Below are 16,768 nucleotides of genomic sequence, written 5' to 3'. Positions count from 1 at the left end.
TCCCGGCGATCGCCGGGAGTCCCCGCGTCCGCGTCAGGGGGTCCAGACGCCGTCGGCGCGCACGTCGCGGTCCAGCCACAGGTCGGCCAGGGCCGCGCGCACCTGCGGGCCGTGCTCGCGCCACAGCCGCAACGCGCCCAGGTTGTCCTCCAGCTGGGCCGTCCTGCTCACCCCGAACAGCACGTTGGCCACCGCCGGGTGCTCCAGGCAGAACACGATCGCGACCTGGGCGGGCGTCGCGCCGAACTCGGCCGCGACCCGCGCGACGGCGTCCGCGGCCTGCCTGACGGCCTCCCGGATGCCGCCCGGGTCCGCGCCGATCTTCCGTTCGGGGAACTTCCTGCCCACCAGGATGCCGCCCTCGAAGACGTCGCTGGCCTGCAGCGCCAGGGCCCCGGAGGCGAAGTGCCGGCCGTAGAAGCCGCCCTCGGCCATCGAACGCCGGGCGATGCTGTACTTGAGCTGGGCGAAGCTCGGCGGCGTGAGGCCCTCCTCGGCGGCGAAGCTCAGCGCGAGATCGACGTCCTCGGCGATCCAGTTGTTGACGCCCCAGCTCGTGAAGCGGCCGGCCGCGATCTGCTCGGCCACGTCGGTCACGATCCGCCGGATGTCGGGCCGCTGCATGTAGTCGCCGACCACGACGGTCTCGGCGCTCTCGACGCCGACGCGCTCGAAGCTGACGTCGAGCTGCTCGCGGAAGCCCGTGCGCGGGTACTCCCACAGCCACAGTTTGCCGCAGAGCTGCCAGTCGTCCCGGCTCGCGCCCGCCTCGCGCACCGCCCGGCCGAAGATGAGGTCCGTACGGGCCTGCTCGGCGTGCGGGCCCATGTTGTAGTGGGCGACGTCGAAGAGGGTCACCCCGGCGTCGAGGGCCGCCCTGATCAGGGCCACCGCGTCGCCGAACTCCATGCGGTCCCAGGTGTTCCAGGAGCCCAGCCCGAACAGGGACGTCGTCGTGCCGCCCGGTCCGAGACGCCGCGCCGGAACCCGCTGTGTGTCGCTCACGTCGATCCACTCCCTGCCGGATGAAGCCTTTTTTGTCTACGCTTGTATAATAATAAACCCAGGACGCCCGCGCAGCCCCGTCTGCGAAGGCCCGCACCGAACAGGAACCCCCACATGAGCGAACCTGTCGTTCCCAGGACCGTCCTCGTCACCGGCGGCGCGAGCGGCATCGGCCGCGGCGTCGCCGAAGCCTTCGCCGCGGCGGGCGACCGGGTCGTCATCGCCGACCTCGACGAGGCGCGGGCCAGGGCGGTCGCCGCCGAGCTCGGCGCCCACCACGTCCAGGTGGACGTCGGGGACGCCGCCTCCGTCGAGTCCGCCGTCGCGGCCGTCGCCGCCGCGCACGGCGACATCGGCGTGCTGGTGAACAACGCCGGGCACACCGCGGGCGGCGGCCCGCTCATCGGGCTCGACGTGGACGTCTTCGACGCCTGCGCCCGGGTCAACTTCCGCGGCACCTTCCTGATGACCCGGGCCGTCGGGGCGCACATGGTGGAGCGGGGCGTACGCGGCTGCATGGTCAACATCTCCTCCATCGGCGCCCGCCAGCCCACGCCCGGCCTCGGCCACTACGAGGCCACCAAGGCCGCCATCGACGCCCTGACCCGCTCGGCCGGCATCGAGCTGGCCCCCCACGGCATCCGCGTGAACGGCGTCGCCCCCGGCCCGGTGCTCACGCCGATGACGGCCATGTTCGCCACCGACGACGCGGCCAGGAAGGCGTGGGAGGCCCGGATCCCGCTGGGCTCGATCGCCCAGGTGGCCGACATCGTGCCCGCCGTGCTCTTCCTGGCCTCCGACGGCGCCCGCCACATCACCGGCGTCAGCCTCCAGGTGGACGGCGGCCAGCTCCTGGCCTGACCCGGCGGCGGGGCCGGGCCGCCACCCGGCCCCGCCCATCAGTCCAGGGACACCCCGTCGCGCAGGTGGACGACCCGGCCCGCGGTCACGGTGGCGTCGACCGCGACCTGCGGCAGGTCCGCCGGGGCGACCTCGAGGGGGTCGCGCTCCAGCACGCAGAAGTCGGCGGCCTTGCCCCACTCCAGCGACCCCTTCCACGCCTCCGCGCCGTCCTGGACGGCGGGCGCGGTGGTGTAGCAGCGCAGCAGGCGGGCCATCAGCCGGGGGCGCGGCGCCCGTTCGCCCAGCAGCCCGCACGCCGCCGCCACCTGCGCCCGCCAGTCGGGCGTGGTCACCGGCCCGTCGCTGCTCAGGGTGAACGTCACCCCGCCGGCCAGCAGCTCCTGCAGCGGCCAGGCCGTCCCGGCGACCTCCGGGCCGAGCGCGCCGGCCACCCAGTCGGCGGTGGCGGCCGCGATCATCGGCTGCGTGGTGAGGCCCATGCCGAGCGCGGCCATGCGGGCGATCTGGGCGGGGTTCACCAGGTCGCCGTGGATGACGTAGTGCCGCCTCCCGGCCCCGCGCTCGCCCGCCGGTTCGGCCGCCAGTTCTGCCACTGTGTCCACGAACGCGTCGATGGACCGGTCGCCGGTGGCGTGCACGCCCACCTGGAGGCCCGCCCGGTGCGCCAGCCGGATCATGGTGCGCAGGTTGTGCTCGCGCGCGGCGTCGTCCGCCCCCGCGACCAGCAGCGATCCGTGGCCGCCGGAGGTGTAGCGGTGACAGGTCCAGGCCGAGCCCATGGGCGGGATGCCGTCAGCGAAGATCTTGAGCCCGGTCACGTTGAGCCAGGCGGGGTCGGTGCGGGGGAGGGGCGCGTCCAGGCCGGCGGCGACGTCCTCCAGGGTGCTGGGGCCGTCGAGGGCGCCGAACAGCCGCAACGCGGTCACGCGTGCCCGCAGCTCGCCCTCCTTCGCCAGCGTCGCGTAGGTGTCCAGGACGGCCTGCGAGAAGCAGCCGGTCTCGCCGTCGTCCTCGCCGGGGCCGAGGCCGGGCTCGGTGTAGCTGGTGATGCCGAGCGAGGCGCAGATCTGCCCGGCGCGCAGGATGGCGGCCCGCCTGGACTCCTCGTCGGCCAGCAGCCGGCCCTGGTGGGCGGCCAGGCCCTGCTCGCTGATCAGCGTGTCCGGCCAGACCGCTCCCAGCCAGGTGGCGTGCAGGTGGGAGTCGTTGATGCCGGGCAGGACCGTGCGGCCGGCCAGGGAGAGCACCCGGGTGCCGGGCCCGGCGTGCGCCAGGGCCTCCTCGTCCGTCCCGACCGCCACCAGGCGGCCGGCGCGCGCCGCCAGGCCGCTGGCCCGCCCGTCGCGGGCGTCGAAGGTGAGCACGTTGCCGCCGACCGCCACGAGGTCCGCGTACTCGTCCGCTGACACCGGGTTCCTCCTGAGGGGCTGTAATTGTTTGTCAACGAGTGTAGATTAACCACACTTAACGGTCGAAAGCCACGAAGGTGACCATGCCTACGAGAACCGCCGCCGCCGTCCTCACCGAGCACGGCAAGCCCCTCAGCCTTCAGGACGTACCGCTGCCCGACGCCGTCGAGCCCGGCGCCGCCCTGGTGCGCATCACGTGCACCACCCTGTGCGGCACCGACGTGCACCTGTGGGCCGGCCAGATGACCTTCCCCGGGATGTTGCCGATGATCCTCGGCCACGAGATGGTGGGCGAGGTCGTCGAGGCCGGGCCCGGCACCACCGACGCCCTCGGCCGCCCGATCGGCGCGGGCGACCGCATCGGCTGGTCGGAGTCCACCTGCGGCCACTGCTACGGCTGCGCCGTGCTGCGCCAGCCGGTCGCCTGCGCCAACCGCGGCTACGGCTTCACCCAGCGCGCCGACCGCCCCCCGTACGCCACGGGCGGCCTGGTCGAGTACTGCTACGTGACCCCGGGCGCGGCCAAGCTGCTGCTGCCCGCCGACGTCAAGGACACCTGGGCCTCGATGTCGGGCTGCGCGGCCAAGACCGTGCTGCGCGCCGTGGACCGGGCCGGCGGCATCAGGACCGGCTCCACCGTGGTGGTGCAGGGCGCGGGCGCGCTCGGCATCTTCGCCACGGCCGTCGCCAGGATCGCCGGCGCGGGCACCGTCATCACCGTGGGCGGCCCGGACGACCGGCTGGCCGCCGCCCGGCGCTTCGGCGCCGACGCGACCGTCTCGACCGACCTGGGCAAGGACGAGCGCGTCGCCCGGATCAGGGAGCTGGCCGGGGAGCGCGGCGCGGACTACGTGTTCGACCTGGCCGGAGCGCCGACCGTGGCCGAGGAGGCGGTCGCGGTGGCCGCCCAGCGCGGCACCGTCGTGATCGTCGGCTCCACCGGGTTCGAGCTCGCGCCCGTGCCGCTCGGCGCGGTCATGGGCAAGGAGCTGACCGTCGTCGGCTCGCTCAACGGCGACATCGCCGACTACCACCGCTCGATCGAGTTCTTCCAGACCTTCGCCGCCCGCATGCCGTGGGACGAGCTGTTCAGCGAGCCCGTCGGCCTGGCCCAGGCCACCGCCTGCGTCGAGTCGATGTCCAGGCTCGGCCAGATCAAGGCCGTCGTCGACCCCCGCCTGCCCTAGGAGACCCATCGTGCAGACCATCCCGCGCCGCCGCATCGGGCGCACCGGACCGGAGACGGGCGTGCTCGCGCTCGGCTCCTGGCACACCTACGACCGCATGGACTTCCACGACGCGGTCGCCATGATCCGCGAGGCCGTGGACCACGGCATCGACCTGTTCGATGTCGGCGTGTACGGCTTCCCCGGCATGCCGCCCGTGTTCACCGACGTGATCTTCTCCGCCCTGGTGCGCGCGGCCGGCCTGCGCCGCGAGGACTACCTGCTCTCCTCCAAGCTGTGGCTGGAGGGCTACCCGGAGCACAGCCTGCGCGACCAGCTGCTCAACGCCCTGTTCCGGGCCGGCGCCGACCACGCCGACCTCGTGGTGCTGGGCGACCTGCGGCACGACGGCGTGGACCTGCACCGGCTCGTCCTCGACCTGGCCGGCCTGGCGAAGGAAGGGCTGATCCGCAGCTGGGGCGTCAACAACTGGTCGGCGTCGAACGTGCAGACGCTCATCGACGCCGCCGCCGGCGAGGGCGTCGAGGGCCCGGCCATCGCGCAGCTGAAGTACAGCGTCTCGCGCCGCTCGATCCCCGACGGCGCGCCGTTCGCCCGCATCTTCGCCCAGGGCGTCACGCTGCAGTCCTCCGACGTGCTGGAGGGCGGCGTGCTGCTGGGCAAGGGCGTGGACCGGCAGGTCGGCCGCGACCCCGGCGGCATCAGGGAGCGCATCGCGGCCTCGGCGGCCGAGCTGGCCGCGATCGCCGCCGACCTGGACGCCACCCCGGCGCAGGTGTGCGTGGCCTTCACGCTCACCCACCCGGCCAACACCACCACGCTGTTCGGCGCGACCAGCCTGGAGCAGCTGCGCGACAACCTGGCGGCCGTGGAGCTGGTCGAGCGGGTCGGCGCCGAGGAGCTGCGGGCCCGGGTGGCGCCGCTGTGGGCCGACCGGGACGCCGTCGATCCGGAGGGTCCGTGAGCACGCCGCCGAGCAGGGGGTACGAGGGCTTCGGCGGCACGGCCCGCGAGCTGGCCTCGCAGTCCACGCCCTGGTGGCCGCGGCCGCGGCGGGCGCGTCCCGGGGCGCCCAACGTGGTGGTCGTGCTGGTGGACGACCTGGGGTTCAGCGACCTGTCGCCGTTCGGGTCGGAGATCGACACGCCGCACGTGCAGGCGCTGGCCGAGTCGGGCTACCGGTTCACCAACTACCACAGCACCCCGCTCTGCTCGCCCTCCAGGGCCGCCCTGATGACCGGGCTCAACCCGCACCGGGCCGGGTTCGCGATGGTGGCCCACGTGGACCCGGGCTACCCCGGCTACCGGATGGAGATCCCGCGGGAGGTGCCCACGCTGGCCGAGTCGTTCCGGGCCGGCGGGTACGCGACGTTCATGGTCGGCAAGTGGCACCTGACCATCGAGTCCAAGCTGCACGACGGCGCCGACAAGAGCTCCTGGCCGCTCCAGCGGGGTTTCGACCGCTACTACGGCTCCATGGACGGCTTCACGTCCCTGTTCCACCCGCACCGCCTGATCAGCGACAACGGCCCGATCCCCGACGAGGGCTTCCCGGACGACTTCTACCTGACCGACGCCCTCACCGACCGCGCCATCGGCATGATCAACGGCCTGCGCGCCAACGACGCCGACAAGCCGTTCTTCCTCTACTTCGCCCACCAGGCCGTGCACGGCCCGGTGCAGGCCAAGCCGGCCGACGTCGCCAAGTACCGTGGCCGCTACGACGCGGGCTGGGCCAGGATCCGCGAGGAACGCTTCGCCCGCCAGCTCCGCGACGGCCTCTTCCCCGAGGGCACCCGCCCCTCGGACCCGGACCTGGCGCCGTGGGAGGAGCGCACCGAGCTGTACGCCCGCCACATGGAGGTCTACGCCGCCGCCGTGGACGCCGTGGACCAGAGCCTCGGCCGGCTGGTCGAGCACCTCAAGCGCATCGGCGAGTACGACAACACCGTCATCGTCGTCACCAGCGACAACGGCGCGACCGCCGAGGGCGGCCCCGAGGGCACCCGCAGCTACCTCAGCCGCTTCGTGCACCTGGCCGGCCTGCCCGACGACTGGTGCCACGACGTGCTGCGCGACCTCGACCTCGTCGGCGGCCCCCAGGTCCACGGCCACTACCCGCGCGGCTGGGGCAACGTCTCCAATACCCCGTTCCGCCTCTACAAGGGCCACGCCTACGCGGGCGGCATCCACGTGCCGTTCGTGTTGTCGTGGCCGGCCGGGCTGCCCAGGGACGCCGGCGACCCGGGCGTGCGCGACCAGTACGCCTACGTCACCGACGTCGCGCCCACCCTCCTCACGCTGGCCGGCCTGGACCTGCCGCAGGACGTGGACGGCGTGCCGTTCGACCACTTCCTGCGCGAGCGCGACCGGCCGAGCCGGCACCGCTCGCAGTACGTCGAGAGCGGCGGGCAGCGCGGCTACTTCGAGGACCACTACAAGCTCATCGCCCCGCACCTGCCCGGCACGCCGTTCACCGACGACGGCTGGGAGCTGTACGACATCGCCCGCGACCCGGCCGAGACCACCGACCTGGCCGCCGAGCAGCCGGAACGGGTGGCCGACCTGGCCGCGAAGTGGCGGGCGGCGGCCTGGCTCAACACGGTCTTCCCGCTGGCCGACACGCCGGACATGCTCAACACCCGGCCGCCGGCCGAGCTGGCGCTGTCGGAGCCGGTCACGATCCACCCGGGGACCCCGGTGCTGGAGCGGTTCCGGTCGAGCAGGCTCACCGCCCTGCGGTCGTTCACGATCGAGGCGTGGCTGGAGCGGCAGCCGGGTGACGAGGGCGTGATCGTGGCCCACGGCGACCAGGGCGGCGGCTACGTCCTGTACGTCGAGGACGGCGAGCTGCGGCTGACGTACAACGCCTACGGCGTGCCGGTGCGGGCGGCCGGCCCGCTCCCGGCGGCCGGGCCGGTGACCGTCACGGCCCGCTTCACGGCGCTGCCGGAGGTGCGCTGGGACATCGAGGTGCTGGTGGACGGCGAGCCGGCGCTGGCCGTCGAGCGGGTCCCGCAGCTGGTGGGCATGGCCCCCTTCACCGGCATCAGCGTCGGCTTCGACTACGGCGGCCCGGTGGACTGGGAGCTGCACGAGCGCCGGGGCGTGTTCCGCTACCGGCGCGGCCTGGACCGGGTGCGGTACGTCCCGGGGGAGAAGGCGCCCTACAACCCGGAGATCATCGCGCTGGCCGAGGACCTGGCGCAGCGCGCGATCGAATGACGGCTCACAGGTGGTAGGCGTACTCGCCGAACTCCCAGTCGGTGACGTGCCGCTGGAAGCGGGCGACCTCGTCGCGCTTGTAGGCCAGGAAGGCGGCGGTGAAGTCCTTGCCGAGCAGCTCGGTGAGCTCGCCGTCGGCCTCCAGGGCGTCCAGGGCCTCGGGCAGGGTCATCGGCAGCACCGGGGCCTTGGAGGCGTCGTAGCCGTACCCGACGAGCGGCGCGGGCGGCTCCTCGGCCGCCCGCACGCCCAGCAGCGCGGCGGCCGCGGTCCCGGCGACCAGCAGGTACGGGTTGGCGCTGGCGTCGCCGAGCCGCAGCTCGAAGCGGGCGCCCGCGCCGCGCTCCGGCGGGACGCGGAGCATCGCGCTGCGGTTGTCGAGCCCCCAGTCGACGAGCCAGGGGGCCAGCGTGTCGGGGCCGAACCGCTTGTAGGAGTTGACCGTCGGGTTGGCCAGCGCCGCCAGCGCGGGGGCGTGGGCCAGCACGCCCGCGATCGCGTGCCGCGCGGTCGCCGACAGCCCGTACGGCGCGGCCGGGTCGTCGAAGGCGTTGCCGCCGTCCTCGCCCAGGCACGACAGGTGCAGGTGGAAGCCCGACCCGCCCTCGTCGTTGAACGGCTTGGCCATGAACGTCGCCAGCCTGCCCTCCACCCGCGCCAGCTCCTTGACCGCCGCCTTGAACCAGAAGGCCCGGTCGGCCGCGTCGAGGGCCTCGGAGTGCCGCAGGTTGATCTCGAACTGGCCGCTGCTGAACTCGTGGTTGCCCGCCGTCACGCCGAGGCCGAGGTCGCGCAGGTGGCGCAGCGTGCGGGTGAGGTGGCCGTCGGGGTCGCCGCGGCGGCCGGCGGTGTAGACGTTGCCGGTGGCCTCGGCGTAGCGCTGCCAGCCGCCCGCGGGGGCCGGGTCGCACAGGAAGTACTCCAGCTCCGGCCCGACGACCGGGCGCAGGCCCTGCTCGGCGCACCGGGCCAGCACGGCGCGCAGCAGGTCGCGGGGCGACTCGGGGGCCGGTGCGCCGGTGGCCGGGTCGACGACGTCGCCGTGGCACCAGGCGACGCCGGGCTCCCACGGCAGCGGCGCGAGCGTGGCCAGGTCGGGCACGACGGCGATGTCGGGCAGTCCCGCGTCCAGGCCGCCGCTGATGTCGGCGGTGCCGCCGCGCGGGGTGGAGTGGTAGACGGCGCGGCAGAAGGCGAGGCCGTGACCGAGGGCGTCGGGCAGCGCCTCCAGCAGGACGTCGCGGGCGCGGTCGGTCCCGGTCAGGTCGGGGTAGGTCACGCGGACCACGTCGACGCCCCGCTCGGTCAGGCGGTCGATGTGCTGCTGCACCGGTCTCTCCTTGGGTCGTTTGACGCCAAACGTAACGGGCGCGTATTGGCTGCCGCAAGAGCTGTTGACCGATCGGCCTGGATGTTCATATTTTATTTGGAACCAAACGAGTTCCAGGAGGACCATCTTGGCCGGCGTCCGCGGCTACTTCCACCCCAAGACGGCCACGGGCCGCTCGTCCCTCGTCCCGGAGCCGCCCTGGCACTACTCCGGCGACCTGCTCACGATCGAGTACCGCACCGACCCCGACCGGGTGCGTGAGCTGCTGCCCGAGCCGCTGGAGCTCGCCGCCGAGGACCCGGGCGCGGTCGCGCTCATCTGGGCCGACTGGCAGTCCTGCGCCGCCTCAGGCGAGGAGCTGCTGGACCCGGTGCGCTCGCAGTACAAGGAGGCCTTCGCCGTCGTCCGGTGCTCCTACCGGGGGCGGACCTACTCCAGGTGCGTCTACATCTGGGTGGACAAGGACTTCGCCCTCGCCAGGGGGCTGCACCAGGGCTATCCGAAGAAGCTGGGGTCGATCCACCAGACCAGGCCGCACCCGTACGGCCCCGCGCCCCGCATCGAGGCGGGCGCCCGGTTCGGCGCGACGCTGGCCGCCGCCGACCGCCGCCTGGCCCAGGCCGTGGTGACCCTGCGGGAGCCGTCGCCGCACAACGGGTTCGTCAACGGCCACCCCATGGCCCACCACCGCTGGCTGCCCGCCATCGGCAAGGGCGGCGGGCTGGCGCTCGACGAGCTGATCGAGTCCGGCGCCGCCGCCTTCGAGGCCGGCCAGGCGTGGGCGGGCGAGGCCGAGCTGGAGCTGTTCGACGCCCCCACCGAGGAGCTGTCCCGGCTGGCCGTCCGCGAGCCCATCGGCGCCTACTTCCGCCAGGTCGGCGTGGTGTGGGACGGCGGCACGCTGCTGGAATCCGGCACCTCCGGCGCGCACTAGCCCCTTGAGATTGGAAGCACCCGACATGTCCGAACAGATCACCGTCGCCGGGGTCACCGTCGACACCCGCCACTGGATCGGCGGCCGGCGCGTCGCCTCCGCGCGCACGTTCACCGACCTCTCGCCCATCGACGGCGCCGCGCTCGGCGAGATCGCCCGCGGCGGCCCCGACGAGGTGCACGCCGCCGTCACCGCCGCCCAGGACGCCTTCCCCGGCTGGGCCGCCACCCCGCGCGCCGGCCGGGCCGCCGTGCTGCGGGCCGTCGCCGACGGCGTCGAGAAGCGGCTGGAGGAGCTGGCCGCCGTCGAGACCTGCGACAACGGCGCCCTGCTGCGCTCGCACCGCCGCGGCGTCATGCCCCGCGTGGCGCACAACTTCCGCTTCTTCGCCGACTGGCTGGAGAGCCTCGGCCACGACGACTTCGACACCCGCGGCCACGCCAACCACGTCTCCTGGGACCCGGCCGGCCCCTGCGCCCTGATCACGCCGTGGAACGCGCCCCTCATGCTGGCCACCTGGAAGATCGCCCCCGCGCTCGCCGCCGGCAACACGGTGGTGCTCAAGCCCGCCGAGTGGTCGCCGCTCACCGCCTCCCTGCTGGCCGACATCGCCGCCGCGGCCGGGCTGCCGGACGGCGTGCTCAACGTCGTCCAGGGGTTCGGCGAGGAGGCCGGGCAGGCTCTGGTCGAGCACCACGGCGTGCGCCGCGTCAGCTTCACCGGCTCGGTGCCGACCGCGCGGCGCATCGCCCGCTCGGCCGCCGCCAACCTCACCCCGCTCAGCCTGGAGCTGGGCGGCAAGTCGCCGCTGCTGGTCTTCGCCGACGCCGACCTCGACCTCGCCGTGGACCTGGCCGTCGAGCAGTACGACAACGCCGGGCAGGTCTGCCTGGCCGCCACCCGGCTGCTGGTCGAGGCGCCGATCGCCGGGGAGTTCGTCCGGCGCTTCACCGAGCGGGCCGCGGCCCTGGTCCAGGGCGACCCGCGGGACGAGGCCACCGACGTCGGCCCCAACATCCACCCGCGCCAGGTGGAGAAGATCGACGGGTTCGTCCGCCGGGCCCTCGCGGCCGGGGCCCGCGCCGTCATCGGCGGCGAGCGCGGGGACGGCCTGTACTACCGGCCCACCCTGCTCACCGACGTGGCCCAGGACAGCGAGATCGTCCAGGAGGAGGTCTTCGGCCCGGTGCTCACGCTCCAGACGTTCGAGACCGAGGAGGAAGCCGTCCGGCTGGCCAACGACACCCGCTTCGGCCTGGCCGCCACCGTCGCGACCGGTGACCGCGAGCGCGCCCGCCGGGTCACCGAGCAACTGGTCGCGGGCACGGTCTGGGTCAACTGCTTCTTCGTGCGCGACCTGCGCGCGCCCTTCGGCGGCTCCCGCGAGTCCGGCGTCGGCCGCGAGGGCGGCACCTGGAGCTTCGACTTCTACTGCGACCTGAAGAACACCGTCACCGCGCCGAAGGGCTGGAACGACCATGGGTGAGATCGTCGGGGCGGGCCTGCTCGCGCACGTGCCCACCATCGTGCTGCCCGAGCGCACCCGGCTGGAGCTGAACGAGGGCAAGGAGATCAGCCTCGTCACCGGCCTGCGCGAGCTGCGCAGGGACGTCTTCGAGCGCGACGACTACGACACCGTCGTGGTGCTGGACTCCCACTGGGCCACCACGGTCGAGTTCGTGGTCACCGCGCAGGCGCGCCGGGCCGGGCTGTACACCTCCGAGGAGCTGCCGCGCGGCATGTGCCGGATGCCGTACGACTTCCCCGGCGACCCCGAGCTGGCCCGCAGCGTGGCCTCCTTCGCGGGCCGGCACGGCACCTGGATCACCCCCATCGACGACGAGTACCTGCCGATCTACTACGCCACCACCAACCTGTGGAAGTACCTCGGCGAGGGCCTGCCCGCCAAGCGCTGGGTGAGCATCGGCGTCTGCCAGACCGGCGACATGGAGGACCACCTGCGGCTCGGCCGCGCGCTGGCCGACGGCGTCGCGGCCACCGACCGCCGGGTGCTGGTGATCGCCTCCGGCGCGCTGTCGCACACGTTCTGGCCGCTGCGCGAGCTGCGCGACCACGAGTCCAGCGACCCGCGGCACGTCTTCACCCCCGAGGCCCGCGCCGCCGACCTGCGGCGCATCGAATGGTTCCGGCAGGGCCGGCACGACGAGGTGCTGCGCACGATGCCGGAGTTCCGGACGTACAAGCCCGAGGCCCGCTTCCACCACTACGTCATGCTGGCCGGCGCCCTCGGCGAGGAGCGCTGCACGGCCCCCGCCCGCCAGTACGGCGAGTACGAGAACTCCGTCGGCACCGGCCAGGCCCTGCTCTGGTTCGACCGCCCGTCCGGCGGCTGGACCGCACCCCGACAGGAGAACGCCCATGCCTGAGTACCGCCGCGTCCTGCTGGACGGCGCCGTCACCGAGACCGTCCGCGACGGGGACGAGCTCGTCGCCGCGGACGGCCGCCGGATCGGCGCCGACGAGGCCGCGCACCTGCCGCCGGTCGTCCCCACGAAGATCATCGCGGTGCACCTCAACCACCGCAGCCGGGTCGAGGAGTTCCGCACCCGGCTGCCGGACGCGCCGACCTACTTCCACAAGCCCACCTCCTCGCTCAACTCCCACCGGGGCGCGGTCGTGCGGCCCGAGGGCTGCAAGTGGCTCAACTACGAGGGCGAGATCGCCATCGTCATCGGGCGGACCTGCCGCAACATCGCCCCCTCCGAGGCCGGCGCGCACATCGCGGGCTACACCGTGGCCAACGACTTCGGGCTGCACGACTTCCGCGACACCGACGCCGGCTCCATGCTGCGCGTCAAGGGCTCCGACACGCTCTGCCCGCTCGGCCCCGGCCTGGTGACCGGCTGGGACTTCCGCGGCAAACGCCTGCGCACGTACGTCAACGGCGAGGTCGTCCAGGACGGCAACACCGACGAGATGACCTGGGACATGCACTACCTGGTCGCCGACATCGCCCGGACGATCACCCTCTTCCCCGGCGACGTGCTGCTGTCGGGCACCCCGGCGGGCTCGCGGCCCGTCCGGCCGGGGGACGTCGTCGAGGTCGAGGCCGAAGGGCTCGGCCGGCTGACCAACCACGTCGTGACCGGGCCGGTGCCGATCCGCTCCGACGTCGGCGCGCAGCCGACGGAGTCGGAGGAGGTGCGCTCGACCGCGCTCGGCGGCGACTGGGAGTTCCGCGGCGTCCGCCCGCCGCGCCGCTCGTGAGCCGCCCGTGAGCCGCCCGGGGCGGCGGACGGCCGCCCCGGGCGTTCACAGGGGGTGGCTGAGGATGCGGCGGCCCTCGTCGCGGAAGCCGCGCTTGCCGTAGTAGGCGAACAGGTGGCTCACGTCGGCGCCGTTCGGGGCGATCACGACCTCCAGGGCCGTGCAGCCGCGGGCGGCGGCCCACCGGCGGCTGTCCTCGATCAGCTGCTCCGCCTCGCCCCGCCGCCGCGCCTCCGGCGCGACGAACAGGTCCTCCAGCTCGGCGTACAGCCCCTGCTCCAGCCCGAACGTGGTGGTGGTGATGCCGAACGCGACCAGCCGGCCCGCGCTCTCGCTCACCGCCACCCGGACGCCGGGCTCGGCGATCAGCCTGGCGAGGTTGGCCTTCAGCGTCTGCGCCGGGGTGGTGAAGCCGTCCTCGGCGTAGAAGGCGACGGCGAGGTCATGGAGTGCGGGCAGGTCGTCAGGGACGGCGGCGCGGATCATGGCAGCCATGATGCCCCGACTCGCGGACGAGCGCGTCGAACAGGGCTTGCTGGGCCGGATCACGGTGGGCGGTGTCCTCGGGATGCCACTGCACGGCGGTGAACCAGCCGGGCGCGCCGCCGTGCTCAAGGGCCTCCACCGTGCCGTCGGCGGCGTGCGCGGCGGGGGACAGGCCGTCGCCGAGCCGCTCGACGCGCTGGTGGTGGAAGCAGGACGCCTCCATCTTCGCCGCGCCGGTCGCGCGTTCCAGCAGGGTGCCGGGGCGCAGCGACACCGGGTGCACGACGTGCCGGTGGCCGCCCTCGGGGCCGCCCATGTCCTGCTCCAGCGTGCCGCCGAGGGCCACGTTGACGACCTGCAGGCCGCGGCAGATCGCCAGCGTGGGCAGCCCGGCGGCCAGGGCGTGGCGGGCCAGGGCCAGGTCGAAGGCGTCCTGGTCGTCGTCCACGTCGTAGACGTCCTCGTGGGTGTCGGGGGCGCCGTAGCGGTGGGGGGCGACGTCGCCGCCGCCGGGCAGCAGCAGGCCGTCGAACCTGGCCATCCGGCCCGCCACGTCGTCCGCGGCCGCCGGATGGATGGTCGCCGGTTCGCCGCCCGCCCGCCACACGGCCTCCACCAGGGCGCGGGCGCTCACCTCGGCGGCGTACCGCAGGGCCGAGGCGGTGGCGGAGAAGCGGGCGGGGATCGCGATCAGGGGTCTCACAGCTGGATCCAGGTGGTCTTGAGCTCGGTGTACTTCTCCAGCGCGTGCGCCGACTTGTCGCGGCCGTTGCCCGACTGCCGCATGCCGCCGAAGGGCACGGTCAGGTCGCCCTCCTCGTAGCAGTTGACCCAGACGGTGCCCGCCCGCAGCGCGCGGGCGATGCGGTGCGCGGTGCCCAGGTCGGAGGTCCACAGGCCGGCCGCGAGACCGTACTCGGTGTCATTGGCCAGGCGGACGGCCTCCTCGACGTCGTCGAAGGCCAGCACGGACAGCACCGGGCCGAAGATCTCCTCCCTGGCCAGCCGGGAGCCGGGGTCCACCCGGTCGAAGACGGTGGGTTCGAGGTAGGCGCCGCCGGTGCCGGCCAGGATGCGGCCGCCGCCCGTACGCAGCCGCGCGCCCTCGGCGAGACCCGCCTCGACGTGGCCGCGCACCCGTTCCAGGTGGGCCTCGCCGACCAGGGCGCCCATCTCCGTGGCCGGGTCGAGCGGGTCGCCGACGCGCAGCGCGCGGGCCCGGGCGACCACGGCCTCCGTCACCCGGTCGGCCACCGACCGGTGGACCAGCAGGCGGGACGGCGCGGTGCACATCTCGCCCTGGTTGAAGAAGACGCCCCAGGCGGCGGTGGCCGCGGCGGCCTCCAGGTCGGGGGCGTCGGGAAGGATGATGTTGGGCGACTTGCCGCCCAGCTCCAGCCACACGCGCTTGAGGTTGGAGTCGGCCGAGTAACGCAGGAAGTGCCGTCCGACGGCGGTGGAGCCGGTGAAGGCCAGCACGTCCACGCCGGGGTGCAGGCCGAGCGCCCGCCCGGCGGTGGGGCCGTCGCCGGCGACCACGTTGAGCACGCCCGGCGGCAGCCCGGACTCGGTGGCCAGCCGCCCCAGCTCCAGGGCCGACAGCGGCGACAGCTCCGACGGCTTCAGCACGACGGTGCACCCCGCGGCCAGGGCGGGGGCCACCTTCCACGAGGCCAGCGTGAGCGGGAAGTTCCACGGCACGACCGCGCCGACGACGCCGGCGGGCTCGCGGGTGACCAGCGCGAGGGCGTCGGCGGGCACGTGCGGGGCCTCGTCGGCCAGTTTGCCGGCCAGCTCGCCGTACCAGCGGAAGGTGGTGATCGCGGCGCGCAGCTCGATGTCGTGCGCGTCGGTGATCGGCTTGCCCATCTCCAGGCTGACGAGCAGCGCCAGGTGCTCGCGCCGCTCCTCGATCAGGGACGCCAGCCGCACCAGCGCCCGCCCGCGCTCGGCGGGCGCCATCCGCGGCCACGGGCCCGAGTCGAACGCCCGCCGCGCCGCCGACACCGCGAGCCCGACCTCCGCCTCGCCGCCGTCGGCCACCTCGGCCAGCACCCGGCCGTCGCGCGGCGAGCGCACCGTGAAGGACGCGCCGCCGGGCTCGTCGGCGCCGTCGACGTGGTGCGCGGACGGCGGCGTGACCGCCGCGGCCCGGCTCAGCCATTCCTCGTGGGTCACGACGTGCCCCGCTCGCCGGTGGCCCCGTGTTGTTCGGTGGCGAACGTCTGGTCGAGCGTCGGCATGTCGCCGTTGACCGGCATCGTCGGCCCTTCTGTCGCGGACGGGTGCTCCGAAAATGTATGGTCCCAAACGATCGGCCGTCAATGGCCTGCCGCCGCGCGCGGGGAACCGGGCCCGGCGGCCCGGTCGTTGGCCGGTCGTCACCCTTCCGTGGAGGATCCTTGTTACGACTCGCCTGCCTCGCGCTCGTCGCCGCGCTGACCGCCGGGTGCACCGTCGCCGACACCGGCCCGCCGGCCTCGCCGGAGGAGACCGAAGAGGTCATCGACGACGAGCCCGACGGCGGGTCCGACGACGGGTCCGACGCCGCGGCCCAGGACGGGTCCGCCCGCATCGCCGTCTGCGTGGACACCGGCACGCAGACCAGGGCCGACTACCGCCCGTGCGAGGACGAGCGCCGCGGCTACGCGTGGTACTTCTACGCCGGCGACGCCACCGTCCCCGCGGTGGGGAAGCGGGCCGACGGCGGCACGTACGAGGACCCCGGGGACGACGAGCTCACCAAGGCGTCGCCGCAGGGCGGCCCCGGCGCCGAGACGGCCATCGAGACGCCCTCGGAGTGGGTCGAGGTGTGCGTCGCGAAGCCGTCCCGGCGGCGCGTGGTCAACAACTTCTGCGAGGACCGGCAGGGCGGCTACGGCTGGTACTACATCGCCATCGACGGCCGCGTGCCGCCCGTCGGCGAGCGGGCCGACAACGGCGCCTTCAGGTTCTACGGCGGCGACAGCTACCGGGCCCGCGAGTCGGGCGGCGACGCGGCGGACGCCGCGATCGGCTACGAGGAGACCGTCGAGGAGTGACCCCCGCGGGCCGGCGGTTCGCGGGGACGGCAAGGCGGGCCGGCGTTCGCGGGGACGGC

15 protein-coding genes are annotated in these 16,768 nt (G+C 74.1%); 9 read left to right on the top strand and 6 right to left on the bottom strand.

Annotation, left to right across the window (positions count from 1 at the left end; translation table 11 throughout):
• Positions 1–33: 33 nt before the first annotated feature.
• Positions 34–1,005, bottom strand: coding sequence for an aldo/keto reductase (locus tag AB0J71_RS20670; RefSeq protein ID WP_352331489.1), 972 nt, complete (start codon positions 1,003–1,005; stop codon positions 34–36).
• A 114-nt stretch (positions 1,006–1,119) separates the two neighbouring features.
• Here AB0J71_RS20670 and AB0J71_RS20665 point away from each other — a divergent pair, with 114 nt between their 5' ends.
• Positions 1,120–1,866 carry an SDR family NAD(P)-dependent oxidoreductase gene (locus AB0J71_RS20665; RefSeq protein WP_364391229.1) on the top strand — a complete coding sequence of 249 codons (747 nt, stop codon included), beginning with the start codon at positions 1,120–1,122 and terminating at the stop codon, positions 1,864–1,866.
• Between the two features lie 38 nt (positions 1,867–1,904).
• Here AB0J71_RS20665 and AB0J71_RS20660 read toward each other — a convergent pair whose 3' ends face one another.
• Positions 1,905–3,278: an amidohydrolase family protein gene (locus tag AB0J71_RS20660; RefSeq protein ID WP_352326633.1), complete on the bottom strand. Its 1,374-nt coding sequence runs from the start codon at positions 3,276–3,278 to the stop codon at positions 1,905–1,907.
• 83 nt (positions 3,279–3,361) lie between these two features.
• Here AB0J71_RS20660 and AB0J71_RS20655 point away from each other — a divergent pair, with 83 nt between their 5' ends.
• Genes AB0J71_RS20655 through AB0J71_RS20645 form a run of 3 tightly spaced genes read left to right on the top strand, consistent with a single transcriptional unit; the run spans position 3,362 to position 7,690 of the window.
• The gene (locus tag AB0J71_RS20655; protein WP_352326634.1) at positions 3,362–4,465 is read left to right on the top strand and encodes a zinc-binding dehydrogenase; all 1,104 of its coding nucleotides are present in this window, start codon (positions 3,362–3,364) and stop codon (positions 4,463–4,465) included.
• Between the two features lie 10 nt (positions 4,466–4,475).
• Positions 4,476–5,429: an aldo/keto reductase gene (locus AB0J71_RS20650; RefSeq protein WP_352326636.1), complete on the top strand. Its 954-nt coding sequence runs from the start codon at positions 4,476–4,478 to the stop codon at positions 5,427–5,429.
• A complete protein-coding gene (locus tag AB0J71_RS20645; RefSeq protein WP_364415529.1) occupies positions 5,426–7,690 on the top strand; it encodes an arylsulfatase in 2,265 nt (754 codons plus the stop codon). The genes AB0J71_RS20650 and AB0J71_RS20645 overlap by 4 nt, the downstream gene beginning before the upstream one ends.
• A gap of 4 nt (positions 7,691–7,694) precedes the next feature.
• Here the strand turns inward: AB0J71_RS20645 and AB0J71_RS20640 are convergent, their stop codons facing one another.
• On the bottom strand, positions 7,695–9,020 hold the full coding sequence (locus tag AB0J71_RS20640; RefSeq protein WP_364415527.1) for a glutamine synthetase family protein: 1,326 nt from the start codon (positions 9,018–9,020) through the stop codon (positions 7,695–7,697).
• A 127-nt stretch (positions 9,021–9,147) separates the two neighbouring features.
• Between AB0J71_RS20640 and AB0J71_RS20635 the strand changes: the two genes are divergently transcribed.
• From AB0J71_RS20635 to AB0J71_RS20620, 4 genes are read left to right on the top strand one after another with little or no spacing between them, the layout of a single operon-like run.
• Positions 9,148–9,954, top strand: coding sequence for an acetoacetate decarboxylase family protein (locus AB0J71_RS20635; protein WP_364415525.1), 807 nt, complete (start codon positions 9,148–9,150; stop codon positions 9,952–9,954).
• 25 nt (positions 9,955–9,979) lie between these two features.
• Positions 9,980–11,440, top strand: a complete 1,461-nt coding sequence (locus AB0J71_RS20630; protein WP_352326643.1) for an aldehyde dehydrogenase — start codon at positions 9,980–9,982, stop codon at positions 11,438–11,440.
• Positions 11,433–12,341 carry a 3,4-dihydroxyphenylacetate 2,3-dioxygenase gene (locus tag AB0J71_RS20625; protein ID WP_352326645.1) on the top strand — a complete coding sequence of 303 codons (909 nt, stop codon included), beginning with the start codon at positions 11,433–11,435 and terminating at the stop codon, positions 12,339–12,341. The genes AB0J71_RS20630 and AB0J71_RS20625 overlap by 8 nt, the downstream gene beginning before the upstream one ends.
• Complete coding sequence (locus AB0J71_RS20620) at positions 12,334–13,182, top strand: fumarylacetoacetate hydrolase family protein (protein ID WP_352326647.1); 849 nt, start codon at positions 12,334–12,336, stop codon at positions 13,180–13,182. Before AB0J71_RS20625 ends, AB0J71_RS20620 begins: the two co-directional genes overlap by 8 nt.
• A gap of 45 nt (positions 13,183–13,227) precedes the next feature.
• Here AB0J71_RS20620 and AB0J71_RS20615 read toward each other — a convergent pair whose 3' ends face one another.
• The 3 genes from AB0J71_RS20615 to AB0J71_RS20605 are packed head-to-tail and all read right to left on the bottom strand — an operon-like array spanning position 13,228 to position 15,846.
• Positions 13,228–13,668, bottom strand: a complete 441-nt coding sequence (locus AB0J71_RS20615; RefSeq protein ID WP_352326648.1) for a GNAT family N-acetyltransferase — start codon at positions 13,666–13,668, stop codon at positions 13,228–13,230.
• Positions 13,646–14,371 (bottom strand): gamma-glutamyl-gamma-aminobutyrate hydrolase family protein, encoded by a 726-nt coding sequence (locus AB0J71_RS20610; RefSeq protein ID WP_352326650.1) that lies wholly within the window; start codon positions 14,369–14,371, stop codon positions 13,646–13,648. The genes AB0J71_RS20615 and AB0J71_RS20610 overlap by 23 nt, the downstream gene beginning before the upstream one ends.
• Entirely contained in the window at positions 14,368–15,846 is a 1,479-nt protein-coding gene (locus AB0J71_RS20605) for an aldehyde dehydrogenase (RefSeq protein WP_352326652.1), read from the bottom strand. The genes AB0J71_RS20610 and AB0J71_RS20605 overlap by 4 nt, the downstream gene beginning before the upstream one ends.
• Positions 15,847–16,070: 224 nt before the next feature.
• On the opposite strand from AB0J71_RS20605, the gene AB0J71_RS20600 reads away from it, so the two are divergent.
• A complete protein-coding gene (locus AB0J71_RS20600) occupies positions 16,071–16,709 on the top strand; it encodes a hypothetical protein (RefSeq protein WP_364391241.1) in 639 nt (212 codons plus the stop codon).
• Positions 16,710–16,768 lie beyond the last annotated feature (59 nt).

The sequence above is a fragment of the Nonomuraea sp. NPDC049637 genome (assembly GCF_040675235.1).
GTDB lineage: Bacteria > Actinomycetota > Actinomycetes > Streptosporangiales > Streptosporangiaceae > Nonomuraea.
Note: the sequence above shows the minus strand (reverse complement) of the source record. Positions and strands in the feature narration are given on the sequence as shown.